Annotated in this window: 14 protein-coding genes; 7 read left to right on the forward strand and 7 right to left on the reverse strand. The window is 37.7% G+C overall.

Annotated features, from left to right (window positions below):
* Positions 1 to 86: 86 nt before the first annotated feature.
* From ABVJ71_RS06780 to ABVJ71_RS06800, 5 genes are all read left to right on the forward strand, one after another.
* A complete protein-coding gene (locus tag ABVJ71_RS06780) occupies positions 87 to 539 on the forward strand; it encodes a MarR family winged helix-turn-helix transcriptional regulator (protein WP_353856206.1) in 453 nt (150 codons plus the stop codon).
* Between the two features lie 26 nt (positions 540 to 565).
* Positions 566 to 1,084, forward strand: coding sequence for a GNAT family N-acetyltransferase (locus tag ABVJ71_RS06785; RefSeq protein ID WP_353856207.1), 519 nt, complete (start codon positions 566 to 568; stop codon positions 1,082 to 1,084).
* Positions 1,085 to 1,106: 22 nt separating this feature from the next.
* Entirely contained in the window at positions 1,107 to 1,736 is a 630-nt protein-coding gene (locus ABVJ71_RS06790) for an FMN-binding negative transcriptional regulator (RefSeq protein ID WP_353856208.1), read from the forward strand.
* Positions 1,737 to 2,087: 351 nt separating this feature from the next.
* Positions 2,088 to 2,954, forward strand: a complete 867-nt coding sequence (locus ABVJ71_RS06795) for a PhzF family phenazine biosynthesis protein (protein WP_353856593.1) — start codon at positions 2,088 to 2,090, stop codon at positions 2,952 to 2,954.
* Positions 2,955 to 3,598: 644 nt separating this feature from the next.
* Positions 3,599 to 3,823, forward strand: coding sequence for a hypothetical protein (locus tag ABVJ71_RS06800; RefSeq protein ID WP_353856209.1), 225 nt, complete (start codon positions 3,599 to 3,601; stop codon positions 3,821 to 3,823).
* 279 nt (positions 3,824 to 4,102) lie between these two features.
* On the opposite strand, the gene ABVJ71_RS06805 is transcribed toward ABVJ71_RS06800, so the two are convergent.
* The 6 genes from ABVJ71_RS06805 to ABVJ71_RS06830 form a co-directional block, all read right to left on the reverse strand.
* Positions 4,103 to 6,412 carry a YhgE/Pip domain-containing protein gene (locus ABVJ71_RS06805; RefSeq protein WP_353856210.1) on the reverse strand — a complete coding sequence of 770 codons (2,310 nt, stop codon included), beginning with the start codon at positions 6,410 to 6,412 and terminating at the stop codon, positions 4,103 to 4,105.
* Between the two features lie 61 nt (positions 6,413 to 6,473).
* Complete coding sequence (locus ABVJ71_RS06810; RefSeq protein ID WP_353856211.1) at positions 6,474 to 7,052, reverse strand: TetR/AcrR family transcriptional regulator; 579 nt, start codon at positions 7,050 to 7,052, stop codon at positions 6,474 to 6,476.
* A gap of 177 nt (positions 7,053 to 7,229) precedes the next feature.
* Positions 7,230 to 8,642: a protoporphyrinogen oxidase gene (hemY, locus tag ABVJ71_RS06815; RefSeq protein ID WP_353856212.1), complete on the reverse strand. Its 1,413-nt coding sequence runs from the start codon at positions 8,640 to 8,642 to the stop codon at positions 7,230 to 7,232.
* Between the two features lie 14 nt (positions 8,643 to 8,656).
* A complete protein-coding gene (hemH, locus tag ABVJ71_RS06820) occupies positions 8,657 to 9,604 on the reverse strand; it encodes a ferrochelatase (RefSeq protein ID WP_353856213.1) in 948 nt (315 codons plus the stop codon).
* 31 nt (positions 9,605 to 9,635) lie between these two features.
* A complete protein-coding gene (hemE, locus tag ABVJ71_RS06825) occupies positions 9,636 to 10,694 on the reverse strand; it encodes a uroporphyrinogen decarboxylase (protein WP_353856214.1) in 1,059 nt (352 codons plus the stop codon).
* 123 nt (positions 10,695 to 10,817) lie between these two features.
* The gene (locus ABVJ71_RS06830) at positions 10,818 to 12,953 is read right to left on the reverse strand and encodes a PBP1A family penicillin-binding protein (protein WP_353856215.1); all 2,136 of its coding nucleotides are present in this window, start codon (positions 12,951 to 12,953) and stop codon (positions 10,818 to 10,820) included.
* Between the two features lie 127 nt (positions 12,954 to 13,080).
* On the opposite strand from ABVJ71_RS06830, the gene ABVJ71_RS06835 reads away from it, so the two are divergent.
* Complete coding sequence (locus ABVJ71_RS06835) at positions 13,081 to 13,566, forward strand: antibiotic biosynthesis monooxygenase (protein WP_353856216.1); 486 nt, start codon at positions 13,081 to 13,083, stop codon at positions 13,564 to 13,566.
* A 77-nt stretch (positions 13,567 to 13,643) separates the two neighbouring features.
* Here ABVJ71_RS06835 and ABVJ71_RS06840 read toward each other — a convergent pair whose 3' ends face one another.
* Positions 13,644 to 13,925: a hypothetical protein gene (locus ABVJ71_RS06840; protein WP_353856217.1), complete on the reverse strand. Its 282-nt coding sequence runs from the start codon at positions 13,923 to 13,925 to the stop codon at positions 13,644 to 13,646.
* 145 nt (positions 13,926 to 14,070) lie between these two features.
* Between ABVJ71_RS06840 and ABVJ71_RS06845 the strand changes: the two genes are divergently transcribed.
* Positions 14,071 to 15,258: a M20 family metallopeptidase gene (locus tag ABVJ71_RS06845; protein WP_353856218.1), complete on the forward strand. Its 1,188-nt coding sequence runs from the start codon at positions 14,071 to 14,073 to the stop codon at positions 15,256 to 15,258.
* Positions 15,259 to 15,332: the final 74 nt, after the last annotated feature.

The following is a 15,332-nucleotide window of genomic DNA, read 5'->3' on the forward strand; positions in this document are numbered from 1 at the left end:
TTGCAAATGCAACAAACTTAAGTTAAAATGAATACATACACAATTTTGTTGTATTTACAACAAAATATACGCTAAGGGGAATCATTATGAAAGAAATTCTTCGTGAAATTGGAATGATAGCAAGGGCATTAGATTCTATAAGTAATATAGAGTTTAAAGAATATGAACTTACAAAAGGTCAGTATTTGTACCTTGTGCGAATATGTGAAAATCCAGGAATCATTCAAGAAAAGTTAGCCGAGATGATAAAAATAGATCGAACAACAGCAGCCCGTGCTATAAAAAAACTTGAAATGAATGGCTTTATTGAAAAGAAGGAAGATGCACATAACAAAAAAATTAAAAAACTTTTTCCAACGGAGAAAGGGGTAAACGTTTATCCTTTTATAAAAAGAGAAAATGATTATTCCAATATTATGGCATTAAAGGGATTTTCCGAGAAAGAAGCAGAAACCATTTTCAATTTTCTTCAAAGAATAAGAAAAAATGTAGAAGAAGACTGGGAATTTGTGAAAAAAGGAAACAAAAGAAATTATTAGATTATGTGAAGGAGCGATTTTTTTAAATGATTATACATATAAAAAAGTGTACTCTTGAAGATTCACATGAACTTCAAGAAATTAGTCATGAAACGTTTCATGAGACATTTAAGCATCAAAATTCACCTGAAAATATGAATGCCTATTTGGAAAGAGCATTTAACTTAAAACAATTAAAAAAAGAATTAACCAACCCTTCTTCGCAATTCTTTTTTGTTTATTTTAATAATGAAGTCGCTGGATATTTGAAGATCAACACTGATAATGCCCAGTCTGAAGAAATGGGCAATGAATCACTTGAAATTGAGAGGATTTATATTAGGAACAAGTTTCAAAAACATGGGCTTGGTAAATATCTGCTAAATAAAGCTTTGGAAGTTGCGATGGAACGTAATAAAAAGATAATATGGCTAGGCGTATGGGAAAAAAATGAAAATGCTATTGCTTTTTATAAGAAAATGGGGTTTGTTCAAACTGGAGCTCACTCTTTTTATATGGGTGATGAAGAACAAATGGACTTTATAATGACCAAAACACTCATCTAATTTTTAAAAAAGGTGGATTACTATGTATATTCCAAAATATTTTAAAGGCAAAAATGTTGATGAAATTTTGGATTTTATTCAAAAAAACTCTTTTGGCACGATTGTTACAACAGAACAAGGGAGACCAATTGCCACCCATTTGCCATTGCAGTTAATTAAAGAAGGGGACACTTACTATATAACGGGGCATATGGCTTATGGAAACCCTCAAAGGAGAACATTCAAAACCAATAAAGAGGTATTGGTTATGTTCCAAGGACCACATGCTTATATCTCTTCTTCTTGGTATAAAGAGGAAAATGTTCCGACATGGAACTATCAAGCTGTACATGTATATGGTATAGCCAGTATTTTGGACAAAGAAGATTTAAAACAGGATCTGACAATGTTGCTACAAAAATACGAAAAACACCGTAAGAATCCAGTTTTATGGGATAAGCTTTCTCCTCAGTTATTAGAAAAACAACTAAAAGGTATTATTGGATTTAAGATTAAAGTAGAAGAAATGCAAGCTGCCAATAAACTAAGTCAAAATCGGAATGAAGAGGACTATTATAACATCGTTAACAAACTCTATGAAGAAAGGGATTTAAATTCTCATCAAATGGCGCAATTGATGGAGAGGAAATTAAAAAAGGACAAAAAGGCGTAAAGTTATATGAATGTAGAAAGATTGGAAATAAAGAAGGTTAGTACAGGACTACATTTTACTTCAAACGATTGAGCAGATTGAAAAGGGCGTTTTAAAAAATCAAGCTGATTTTGGTATTGGTTTTCAAATTAATCAATATGAAATGTTGCAAGTAATGAATTTGTATGAGGATGAAATTTACCTGAATAGTAATCAAGGTAATGGATAGAATGGGGAAAAAGGAAATGTGTGTTTCTCCCCCTTCTCGGCTAGAGCATAAACATTGTGGAAAATGCTATTCTATATACAATTCAAGACGTTCCTACTGATTATTATCCTTCTTCTCTTTTAAAATTAGGAGTTGTAATATTTATGGATTTTTATATTGTTGATGTCTTCGCAGAAGAAAAATATCAAGGTAACCAATTAGCTGTACTTATTCCATCGAGAACTATATCTACTGAAGAAATGCAAAAGATTGCAAGAGAGATAAACTTTAATGAAACTACATTTATTTTATATGGCAAACAAGACAACGGAGGATACGATGTTCGAATATTTACTCCTGATGTAGAAGTTCCTTTTGCTGGTCATCCAACATTAGGAACAGCATTTATCATTCAGAAAGTTTTAGAAAACAATGAAAGTAAACAAATAATTCTAAACCTTAAAGTAGGACAAATAACTGTAAATATTGATGGTGAACAATTTATAATGAAGCAAAACCCACCCGAATTCGGAACGATGATATCTGCTCAAGATATTTTCACCAAAATATTACAGATAACAAATGAAGATATCGATACCCGTTTTCCAATTCAAATTGTATCAGCTGGATTACCAGCAGTAATTGTTCCTCGTTGTTCATTGGATGCTGTAAATCGTTGCAAGATCCATCATAATCATTATCAAAATTTCATTGATAACGTAATAAAAGCAAATATCCTTGTTTTTACTCCTGAAACCAAACTAAAAGAAAATGATTTAAATGTAAGAGTATTTTTAGATGACACAGGATTCCGAGAAGATCCTGCGACTGGAAGTGCAAACGGAAATCTTGCTGGATACCTTATCGCACATAACTTCTTTGAAAGTAAAAATGTAGTGTGCAGAGTTGAACAAGGATTCCAAATGGGAAGACCGTCTATTTTAAATATACAAGCTAAAAACTACCAAAATTCCATTCAAATCCTTGTAGGAGGTAAAGTATTTTTAATCGCAAAAGGAGAATGGTATTAACATAAAAAAGTCCAAATCTGTGCTTTTTTGACTAATATTTTATAATTTTATTAATAAACTTGCAATTCCCTAGGGTGCTGATAGGGGCATTTGTTGGATTTGTTCTTGGTTGAAAAAAAAGAGTTTTAAAAGGTCAACAATCTGAATTGATCTTAATTGTATATTGTGAAGAATTATACTTACATTTGAGGGCGCTTTACTTGAAGAAGTCAAATAAAAGAGTCGGTTCCTTAACGAACAGGGAATTCGACTTTTTTATGTTTGAATTTGCTTGGCATACAAAATTCTGAAATGTTGGCGAAACCCCAATTAGAAAAGAAATATCCTCAAAGAAGAAGGTGTTTTTTTGTTTATAAACAGAAACGTAAACGCCTATCAAATCGTCATTCCAGAAACATGCAATTGAAAACAAATGAATTTAATTACAGAAAGACGCTTAAAGACAGACCTTTCTGCGTTTTCACATATTATTAATAAATTTAGGGGAGATTTAAATGGCAGCATAGACTATTTTTTCATTAGACTTAGAAAAAAAGAACCAAAATATTTACAAAAAAAGCGTTAAGGATTTCCCTTCTCAATTTGCACTGAAATAAGATGCCGGACAAGAAACACATTTCTAAAATAAATTGGATATTAGTACTTTGTCATTTGATGAAAGAGATTATGTTTGGGGGCAGATTTTATATGAACAAATGGATGGTCAATATTTAATTGATATTATGAGATTTGAAAGTAATCAATATAATAATCTAATGAAAATATCCTTGGCTGACATGGCAAGCGATTTTCATTCGGATGATATATTAAATGTTGAGCTTGTAATTGCTTTGCCTACCGAGGATTTGACAGACGAGAACAATTTCTAAAGGATACCCATTCAACTTAAGAGAAACGGCAAATCTTTTATCACATATTGAATCCCAAACAACAGGAACTTTTTTCATCATTTATAAAGTTTCAATGCAGGCGATGCTTACTTTTGATGCCGTAAAATGGAAAAACGGACATAGAAAAGACCATGTCAAGCGTAAGACAACTTATATATTTTATCAAAACAAGTGAAAACCCCACTTTTACTTCAAGTAAAGGTGGGGGTTTGTCTACGGTCTGATCCCCTTTCTCTATGAAAGAGCAAGGATTATTGATTAAGCTTCGTCCTGTTTCATTTTTCGTACATTCCAAGCAAAGTATGCGGTTGTTGCCGCCATCATGATCACAGCAACTGTTCCAAGAATCACTGCTTGATGCCACAGATAGCTATAATCGCCGCTTGCGATGATCGTTCTAAACCCATTAATCGTGTACGTCATCGGAAGCAAATTATGAATGATTTGAAAAAATTTTGGTACTAACTCTACTGGGAATGTTCCAGCACTTGCTGCGAGCTGAAGAACCAATATAATGACGGCGATAAAGCGTCCAGGGTTCCCCATTGTTGTCGCAAGAAGCTGAATAATCGCTAGGAAAGTCAGGCTGACGATGATTGCAAAGAGATAGAAGCGCCAGAGGCTCTCAACCTCAAGACCAAGTCCAAAGATGAGCATGGAGCTTGCAATCACTGCCTGCAAAATGCCAACAAGCAAGAGTACACTATATTTGCTGGCAAACCATTCAAATGCATTTTTAGGGCGTCCAGAAGGCTCTTTCATTGGGAACACCACTGTGAGCATTAATGCACCTACAAATAGTCCCATTGATAAAATATACGGTGTAAGCCCTGTTCCGTAATTATCAATCTTTTTCGCTGTATCGTTTTCTGTTTTGACTGGGTTGGCAATCATATCATAATTATTCTGATCTGCATCAATGTCTCCCGTTTCATCTGCTGCACTTTTCAATTTATCGGACAGCTTGCCAGTACCACTCTTTAAGTCTCCCAACCCTTTATCAAGCGATTTTGAGCCTTCAGCAAGCTTAGATGTGTTGTTTTGAATACTAGCTGAACCACTTTCTAGTTTATTTAATGCTGCGCTAAGTTGACTTGAACCACTTGCAAGCTTATCTGCACCACTTTTCGCCGTCTGAAACTTACTGTTTGCAGTCTGCAAACCTTCTTGTAATTTACCTTGACCTGTTTGAAGTGTTAATGCACCTTGATACAGCTTATTCGTACCAGCTGTCATTTGATCAATCGCATCTTGTATCGCAACTGTCGAAGTGTAAAGCTGTTCCGTTTTCTCAGGCAACTGCTTTACTTGCTGTAATTGTGCTTTTGCTGAAGCAACGGCAGACTGAATTTCACTTGCATCAGGGAGTTGCTGCAAGGCCGTTAAGCTTTGCTGAAGTCCAGACAAGTCAGACAGTTCGATTTTAGGCAGACTATCAAGCTGCTCCATTGCTGCTTTTTTCTCTTCATCTGTCATGGAACTGTTTTGAATAATGCTTTTTACTTTTGCATCACGATTAGACAGTGCTTCATTTAAATAGGCGAGCTTTGTATTGAATGTTTTGGCATCTTTTTTGACCTGATCGAGTTTTGGTGCCATCTTTTCAAGATTCGCTAATTCTGGTGAAGACAATACATTTTCCACTGCTTCTATCTTCTCTGAGAATGACTGGGCCTTATTGTTTAATTGCTCAATGCCTGCTGTGAATTGTGGCATTTTGGACGCAAGCTGCTGATGCCCTTCAAGACTTGTGTTGAGTCCTTTGGTCAATGTATCGATTCCAGCGCCAAGCTCTCCGAATTTATTATCAATGGTTTGATAACCCGTTAAGAGTTGACCAAGCCCACTATCAAGAGATTGTATGCCAGTATTTAATTCGCCCAATTTTCCTGCGAACTGATGAACACCTTCACTATATGTTAAAGTTCCCTCGGCTAATTTCGCTAGATTGTCTTTTAATTTTTCACTTCCATTTTTTGCACTTTTTGTCCCGTCATCAATTTTTTTCGCACCATCGCTTGCTTGATCTAATCCTTTAGCAATTGTTTTGAAGTTATCAAAGATGACCTCCGCATAATTTTCTGTAACTTCCTTTGAAACCGAATCTTTTAATTTGATAATGGCATTATTCGCAATTTGTGATGCGGCATAGTTCGCACCCGGATTCGTATAGTATTTTAAATTCGATTTTTTGGGATGTTTGTCTAAAACGGTACTCGCATTTTTTGAAAAATCTTTTGGTATTTCTACGATGAGATAATAATCCTCGTTATTTAATCCCTTGATCGCCTTTTCTTCACTATCAACAAAATGCCATTTGAAGTTATCATTTTTCTTTAATTCTTTGACTAAATCGTCACCAACCTGTAACGTTTTGCCATCATAATGACTTCCCTCATCCAAATTGACCACTGCTACAGGTAATTGATCAACTGCCCCATATGGATCCCAGTATGCCTTTAGAAATACACCACTGTAGATCAGTGGAATAAATAGTACAGCTAAAATCGGGATCAGTAGCTTTTTACTCGTCACAATGTCTTTCCATTGATTCCGAATTAAATTCATTGCTGTTTTCCTCCCTAGATGAATGACTAAATTTACAATATAGTCATTTGAACTCAAAAAATTATGTTGTGGCAGAAAGTCCCTTTAGTACAAAAAGCTCTAAGGATTCAGCTACCTTTTCTTTCGATAAAGGTTCATATCTTTTTTCCCAATCAAAAATAAGTGCAATATATAATTTCACCATCACAAATGCAGTCAACTCAGGATCACAAGGCTTAATGTCGCCTTTTTCTAACGCTTCTTTTACTTTTGTTTTAATGTAGCGAATGATCATTTGCTCCATTTTCTCAATCATTTCCTTGACTGCTGACGTGCCGATCTCTGCATTTTCCTGAAAGATTTTAATTGTGAGCTGGTGGTTTTTTCGAAATTCCAATATTGCAAAGAGCGCTAAGTGAAGATTTTCAGAGAAGCTATTGTTCTCATCTATTGCCTCATCAGCAATTCTTCTCATCTCCTTTAAGAGGGATGTGAAAATTTCATCGAACAGCTCTTCTTTGTTTTTAAAAAAGGTATAAATGGTTCCTTTTCCGACGTTTGCAAGCTTTGCCACAAGATCCATCGTTGTCGCTTTATAACCAAACTGAGTAAAAGCTTTGGTTGCCCCATCTAAAATCATTTGTCTCCTGTCAACACTCATGATCTCACTCCCAAAATGACTATTTGAACGTTTTGGTCATTAAGTACAGAAAGTAATATACCATGATCCTTTCCTAAAATGCAACTATTAGATCACATTTATTATTCACCTCTTTTTTCTAAACATACGAACATCAAAAATCTCCCTTTCCAATCATCGAAAAGGGAGATTAACTAATTATGAAAATAAGTAAGATACGGCTTCTGTGATGGCGGCTTTTCCTTGATCAATACAATCAGGAATCCCAACTCCTTCAAAAGCAGCACCTGTGATATAAATACCAGGATATGATTGCTTAAACGTTTCACGCATATTCGAAATCTGCTGTTGGTGCCCAACGTGATATTGCGGCATACTTGTCTTCCATCGCGTCACCGTTGTGAGTTCAGGGTCAGCTTTAATATCCATGATTTTCTTTAAATCTTCCAGCACAATGCTAACGATTTGACTGTCTGACTGCTCGACAATGGATTCGTCGCCTGCTTTCCCTACATACGCACGCAATAACGTTTTTCCTTTAGGAGCTGTATGCGGCCATTTTTTATTCGTCCATGTACATGCTGTAATAGAAAAATCACTATTTCTTGAAATCACAAAACCTGTTCCATGATATTCATTATGAACATCCTCTTCTTTAAAGCCTAATGCAACAGTGGCTACAGAAGTAGACGTCATGTCATGCAAGTACTGAAGCCCAGCTTCTTTAGGAAACATGGAGTAGATGGATTTGTGCGGAGTTGTCACAATGGCTGAATCCGCATAGAGCGTTTGACCGCTGTCTAATTGAATATGATAACCCCCGCTCGTTTTTTCAATATGCGTGACTTTTGTTCCTTTATAAATAGTCGTACGCTTTAGCTTGCTTTCTACTGCTTCAACAAGCGTCTGTAACCCTTGATTAATGGTTTGGAACTGACCTTGCTTTTTCGCTGTCACTTGTTTCGCTTTCGCATGATGTTGAGACTTTTTCATTCCTAAAATCAAGCTGCGGTGCTTTTGTTCTGTTTCATAGAATTGTGGGAATGTCGACATTAAACTTAGACGGTCAATATCACCTGCATATATACCTGATAGGAGCGGTTCAATTAAATTCTCGACCACTTCATCTCCCACACGCCTTCTAAAAAATTCACCAAGCGACTGGTCTTCTGTCTGTTTGCTCTTTGGCAGAACAAAATCCATAGCAGCTCTGGCTTTTCCTGCTACTGAAAATAGACCTGTTGTGATAAAAGGGCTAATTTGGGTTGGAATTCCCATGACAGCACCTTTTGGCATTGGATGAAGCGTTTCATTCACTAGAACATACGCTTGCCCTGTCTCATTATTGACAAGCTGATCGGACAGACCGACATCCTTCGCCAACTGCGGTCCACTGACTTTTCTTTCTAGAAAAGAATCTGGTCCGCGTTCAATAATATAGCCGTCTTTATATAGTGTTTGAATTTTCCCACCTAGCCTAGGACTCGCTTCAATAAGAGATATTTGGATAGGAAATCCTTTTTCTTGGACTTCTTTTTCCAAATAGAAAGCGGCGGCCAAACCAGTGATGCCACCGCCAATGATGACAAGGTGTTTTTGAATGTCATGCATATGATCGCCTTCTTTTATATAGTTACTTGCTTTTCCTTAAGCTTCTTCAAAACGACTGTTGCCAGTGCATCAATAAATGCAGGTTTTGCATTTGGCATTTCTGGACGATAGTAGGAAGCACCAATTTCATCTGTCACGACTTTACATTCATAATCATTGTCGTATAACACTTCAAGATGATCTGCTACAAAGCCAACAGGTACATAGACAAACGTTTTATAGCCTTTTTGTTCAAATAAATCACGCGTTAAATCTTGTACATCTGGACCAAGCCATGGATCAGGCGTATTTCCTTCACTTTGCCAGCCGATTTCATAATGTTCAATACCAGCACCTTCTGCAATCATTTTTGCAGATTCAGCTAATTGATCAGGATATGGATCCCCTGCAGCAATAATTTTTTCAGGCAGACTATGAGCAGAAACAATCAATACTGCCGATTCTCTTTCTTCCTGACTCATAGATGCATAAGTGTCTTTCACTTGTTCCACCCAATAGTTAACAAACTTCGGCTCATCATACCAACTTTCAACAGATATAATCTTCAGGTTGCCAAGCTTTTCTGCTTCATCTTGCGCACGTTTATTATAAGACTTCACACTAAATGTGGAGAAATGAGGCGCTAGTACAATACTGACCGCTTCTGTTATGCCATCTTGATGCATTTGCGTCACAGCATCCTCAATGAAAGGTTCAATATGTTTTAAACCAATGTATACGTGAAATTCAATGTTATCTTGGATTTCATTTAAACGTTCACATAAACCGTTTGCCTGCTGTTCTGTGATTTTGGATAAAGGAGAAATTCCGCCGATTGCTCGGTAGCGATCTTTTAAATCTTGCAACATGTCTGGCTCCGGCTTTCTACCTCTACGGATATGTGTATAATAACGCTCAATGTCTTCTTCTTTATATGGGGTGCCATATGCCATGACAAGAAGTCCCATTTTCTTTTTCTCCACAACCAACACTCCTTCAGATCATAAAAATAGTTTAGATGGATCGCCTTTTTTGATTAGCAGAATAGTCATGAATAAAATCTGTCAGCTTCTTTAACGTTTCTGGGGAAACATCAGGAAAAACACCATGACCTAGATTAAATAAGAAGTAATTTGATTTCATGCCCTGATCTAAAATGTCTTTCGCTCTTTTTTCAATCACTTTCCAAGGAGCAAGTAAGATAGATGGATCAAGGTTCCCTTGCAATGTTTTTGTTAAGCCCTCTTTTCGCGCTTCGTCTACACTCATGCGCCAATCAAGTCCAATGACATCCAGCGGCAGATCATGCCAATCTTTTGCAAGATGACTAGCTCCAACTCCATACATAATCATTGGTACGTTCTCAGACTTAAGTTCAGTAAAGATACGCTGCATCACAGGCTTAATAAATGTCCGATAATCTGCTGCATTTAAAGCGCCAACCCAAGAGTCGAAGATTTGAAATGCACTTATCCCCGCTTTCACCTGTGCCCGAATATACGTAATTGTCATATCAGCTAATTTGTTCATTAATAGCATCCAAGTATCTGGATTACTGTACATGAGCGCCTTCGTTTTATGATAATTTTTTGATGGACCGCCTTCAATCATATAGCTTGCCATCGTGAATGGAGCACCTGCAAAACCAATGAGCGGAACACTCAGTTGCTCCGTCGTTAAAAGCTTGATCGTCTCGAGCACATACGGCACATCCTCCTCAGGATGAAGCTCTCCTAGACGTTCAATATCTGCCCTTGTTCGAATTGGCGAATCAATAACAGGTCCAATTCCATTTTTAATTTCCACATCTACTCCGATAGACGGAAGCGGGGTCATAATATCTTTATATAAAATAGCGGCATCTACACCATATTGTTCTACAGGAAGTCTTGTCACATAAGCACATAGCTCTGGCTGGTGGGTAATTTCAAATAACCCGTACTTTTCTTTAAGAGCACGATATTCAGGTTGTGAGCGCCCTGCCTGTCTCATATACCAAACAGGTACATATTCTGTTTTTTCCCCTTTGCACGCCTTTAAGAACGTATCATTAAAAGCCTTCGTTTTCCCCATTACCTTTCATTCCACCTTTCGCCTCACGCTCTCTTGCACAAGGCTCAAACACTGCTTTTACTATACCGCTTTTTCAAGGTACGGTATACTAAAGCGGCTCAATGTTCAAAAAATCGCCGAATATTAACGTCCAAAAGCCTCTGGCTTGACATAAGGGCTGCCTTCGCCTTCTTCTTTCGTCTGGGTATTGTACGGGACGACCTTATACTCCGCATCTGAAAACACATTCGCATACGGCATAGTGTAGCTGTTTGTGCCAGTTACTGTGTCAATCAGCGCCTCGCTTCCATTTCTCTTTTCGTAAATTCGATATTCAACCCGTTTATCCTCTTGATCATCCCATGACAATTCTAAAGTAAACAACCCTTTTATTTTAAACGTGTAACTGGCTTCAAATCCTGATAGTCCTTCTAAACGAATAGGTGATTGCAAATCTTTTATGCCCTCCGGCTTTTCAAACGTCTCTTGAGTCACTCCTGCTGTTGTTAAAATATCTTTGAAAAGCTGTACTGGATACTGACTGCCTCCTGTTAAGTAGTGGCTGTCATCTGTTTTGTCATACCCCATCCAGATCGCTCCAGTTGTACTAGGTGTGTACCCAGCAAACCATGCATCTTTTGTTGCACCTTTCACACCTGAATATGTCGTCGTCCCAGTCTTCCCTGCTAAATCTCCAGCATAAGAGCCGCTTTGAGCTGTCCCACCTTTCACGACTTGCTGAAGCATTCTCGTCATATTCCATGCATTTTGGACACTAAACACACGCTCTGGCTTGTTTTGATTCTTTTCAAGTGTTTCTCCTTCATCATTTTCTATTTTCGTAATGAAGAAAGGTTTTTGATATACTCCCTCATTTGCAAATGTATGAAAAGCGCCAACAACCTGAAGAGGTGAAACCCCTTTTTCTAAGCCGCCAAGTGCAATCGCGAGTCCATTATCCGATATATCAATCCCCATTTTTTCAAGATACGATTTAGAAGTGTCAATTCCAAGTTGATTTAGCGTCCATACAGCAGCAGTATTTTTACTTTTCATGAGCGCATCAACCATCGTCACTTGCCCTTCATACTGCCCATCGTAATTCTTTGGCGAATAGCCGTCGTAGCTTTTTTCTTTATCTTCAAGCAGTGAATAAGGCTTAAACTTCTTCTCTTGCATCGCTGGACCATAAACGGCAATTGGTTTAAAAACAGATCCAGGCTGTCTGACGGCTGTCACTCTGTTATAACCTCCAGCATGATATTCTCGTCCCCCAATGGCTGCTTTCACACCACCTGTTACATTATCAATAAACACTGCGCTGCTTTCGGGTGAACCGCTTTTTCCCGGGAAATAACGATTGTTTTTCATCGCATTATAAGCAACTTTTTGCAAATTCATATCAATCGGTACAGTAATGGTATAGCCACCTTGAAGCAATTGTTCATGGGAAATTGCATACTCGGATTCCGCTTCTTTTATAATGAGATCAACATAGCTGTCTGCCCAAGGTGTTTCTGATTTCTTTTTTACATGGATACCGAGTGTTCTGCCTTTTGCTTCAACTGTTTCTGAAGATGACAAATAACCTTGTTCATTCATTAAATTCAAGATTGTATCTCGTCTTTGTTTATTTTTATCAGGATGTAGTACTGGTGAGTAAGTGGAAGGTGCTTTAGGCATAGCTGCAAGACTGGCTCCCTCACTTACGGTCAAATCCTTTACATCTTTATTAAAGTAATAGTTTGCAGCCGCCTGAATGCCATATACGCCATGACCGAAGTAGAGCTGATTGAGATACATTTCAAGAAGTTTATCCTTTGAATAATCTCTTTCTAAATTAATCGCGATAATGACTTCTTTTGTTTTTCTAAGAAAGGTTTTATCATGTGTGAGAAAAATATTTTTTGCGAGCTGCTGGGTAATGGTACTGCCGCCCTCTATTTTTCCTCCCGCTAATATATCTCGATAAATCGCCCTTGAAATGGATTGAGCATCAATTCCGTGATGCTCATAAAAACGCTTGTCCTCTACAGCAACAAAAGCCTTTGCCACTTTATCAGGAACTTCCTTTAATGACACAGGATCCCGATTTTCTGAATACATACTTGTGATTTCTTTTCCATTCTGATCAATGATTTTTGATGAAGCGTGAAAAACGAGCTTCTTCTCATCTATAACATAATGTCCTAAAAATAAAATGGTCAGATAGCCAATAAATGAAAGCACGAGGGTACTTCCTGCAATGACTAATGGAATGATTATCTTCTTTTTTTTCAAATTAGGTCACCTCATTCCTTTATAAGGATAGTATGGGATGGATTGCTTCATAATATGTTTTATGGATTGACTACCAAAGAATTATATATCATTCTTTTGTTATACTATCAAGCAGGAGGCGGTTTAGTTGAATTTCTATATCACGTATGGAACAGCAGACTTTTTGCACAAAATCGCAAAGGAACATCACCTAGAAAAGTTGCTTTATATGGTTGGTAAAGACCAAGCGGCTCTCTTTCATGAAACAGATGGAGAGACTGTGTTTAAAGCCCCGCATTCATATGATGTGATTTATGCAAAAGGAGAGCTCGTCCAATCTGGTTTCGTCACCTTGCATCATATCCCCGTTAAGCTTGAAAGTAGAACACTTTTTGAATCGACCTATCAGAAAAAAACGAAGATCTCTGAACATCAGCGAGGCTTTCAGGCACTTCGTGTTTTAAGACCGCAGAAGGATGAAGAAGTATATATTATTTTAACGCTTTGGGAATCTGAGGACCTGTTTCAAGACTTTCACGAGTCTGAGGCTTTCTTTCAGCCACATGAAGATACAGGCTCCATCTTCTCTCGCCCTGCCTATCTCACATCCTATCATGCCTTAACAGAAAATTAAGGAAGTGCTGCTATGCACTTCCCTTTTTCATATAAAAAAGCCCAATGGAATGATCTTGGGCTCTCCGTTTATTGTCTTCATTTAAGCTCGTACCGGTGCATGAGTGGCTGCACCACATAAAAGTTTAGTAAAATCCATCCTAATAAAATAGGCCACTTTATGATCGGTATGGCGCCTTTGAGCTGAATCAGCATAAAAATAAATGGAATGAAACAAATCGTGAAGAACCCAATCTTCGAGGCAAACGTCTCTTTGATTCGATGCTTACAGTTTGGGCACACCATCATTCTTGTATGAGATAAATGAAATTTCTCTACAAAAGAAAATACTTTTGAACAATTTGGACAACTTCCCAACACCTTTCCCCCTTTGCATAGCTTCATTTTCAACCTTCGACCTTTATGTAAAATGACTTCTTCATTATTACAATTCAACCCCTTCTGTTGAAAGATTCTAACAATTCCCATACAATCAGAAAAAGAGCATGAAGGAGGTTTTCATTCAATGACAAAATCCACTTTACAAAAAAGTATTTATGAACGTCTTGATGAACAATATGAGGAAATGGTTGAAATCAGACGCTTTCTTCATATGAATCCAGAGCTTTCTTTTCAAGAAGTGGAAACAGCCGCTTTCATTGCAAGCTACTATGAGACATTAAACATTCCTACACGTACTCATGTTGGCGGTCATGGCGTATTAGCATTTATTGAAGGAGCGTCACCTGGGCCAACGATTGCACTTAGAGCTGATTTTGATGCGCTTCCAATTCAAGATGAAAAAGACGTGCCATATCGCTCAACAAAACCCGGTGTGATGCACGCATGCGGTCATGATGGACACACAGCGACACTTCTTGTATTAGCTAAAATATTACATGCGCATCGTGATCAATTAAAAGGGAAAATCGTGCTCATTCATCAACATGCTGAAGAGTATGCACCCGGCGGAGCTAAACCGATGATTGAAGACGGTTGCTTAGAGGGTGTTGATGTCATATTCGGGACCCATCTTTGGTCATCAGAACCTTGTGGCACCATTCTATATAAAAGTGGAAACTTCATGGCAGCAGCTGACCGCTTTTCTATTCAAGTGCAAGGAAAAGGAGGACACGGGGCACAGCCTCATCTCACAAAAGATGCTGTTTTAATTGGCTCACAAATTGTCGCAAACCTGCAGCAGGTTGTTGCCCGTAAAGTCAATCCAATTGAATCAGCAGTTGTGTCTGTTGGTAGTTTTGTCGCTGAAAATGCCTTTAATGTGATTGCAGATTCAGCCGTTTTGACCGGGACTGCGCGATCCTTTGAAGAAAGTGTAAGAATTACGATCGAACGTGAAATTGAACAGGTAGTGAAAGGTGTTTGTCAAATGAACGATGCCTCTTATACATATGAATATGTGAGAGGATATCCCGCTGTCAAAAATCATCCAAAACCAACTGAATATATTGCTGAAATAGCGAAACATACAGAGGGTGTCACAGAAGTAAAAGAAGCGGAAACCCAAATGGGAGGCGAAGACTTTGCTTACTACCTTCAGCATGTGACCGGTACATTCTTTTACACAGGAGCCATGCCAGAAAACAGTAACCATATGTATCCGCATCATCATCCTAAATTTGATATCAACGAAAAGGCAATGCCTGTCGCTGCAAAAGTACTTGCGAATGCTGTACTTTCCTATGATGCATAAAAGAAAAGGACACTTACAGATAAATGGATCATCTTGTAGAGAAACGCATGTTTTTCTACAAGCTTTTTTATTTT

Source organism: Bacillus sp. Bos-x628, assembly GCF_040500475.1.
Classification (GTDB): domain Bacteria; phylum Bacillota; class Bacilli; order Bacillales; family Bacillaceae; genus Bacillus; species Bacillus maqinnsis.

What these genes read in the sequence shown, in the direction of transcription:
- ABVJ71_RS06780 (WP_353856206.1), top strand. Translation starts at nt 87, where the DNA reads ATGAAAGAAATTCTTCGTGAAATTGGAATGATAGCAAGGGCATTAGAT.
- ABVJ71_RS06785 (WP_353856207.1), top strand. Translation starts at nt 566, where the DNA reads ATGATTATACATATAAAAAAGTGTACTCTTGAAGATTCACATGAACTT.
- ABVJ71_RS06790 (WP_353856208.1), top strand. Translation starts at nt 1,107, where the DNA reads ATGTATATTCCAAAATATTTTAAAGGCAAAAATGTTGATGAAATTTTG.
- ABVJ71_RS06795 (WP_353856593.1), top strand. Translation starts at nt 2,088, where the DNA reads ATGGATTTTTATATTGTTGATGTCTTCGCAGAAGAAAAATATCAAGGT.
- ABVJ71_RS06805 (WP_353856210.1), bottom strand. Translation starts at nt 6,412, where the DNA reads ATGAATTTAATTCGGAATCAATGGAAAGACATTGTGACGAGTAAAAAG.
- ABVJ71_RS06810 (WP_353856211.1), bottom strand. Translation starts at nt 7,052, where the DNA reads ATGAGTGTTGACAGGAGACAAATGATTTTAGATGGGGCAACCAAAGCT.
- hemY (WP_353856212.1), bottom strand. Translation starts at nt 8,642, where the DNA reads ATGCATGACATTCAAAAACACCTTGTCATCATTGGCGGTGGCATCACT.
- hemE (WP_353856214.1), bottom strand. Translation starts at nt 10,694, where the DNA reads ATGGGGAAAACGAAGGCTTTTAATGATACGTTCTTAAAGGCGTGCAAA.
- ABVJ71_RS06845 (WP_353856218.1), top strand. Translation starts at nt 14,071, where the DNA reads ATGACAAAATCCACTTTACAAAAAAGTATTTATGAACGTCTTGATGAA.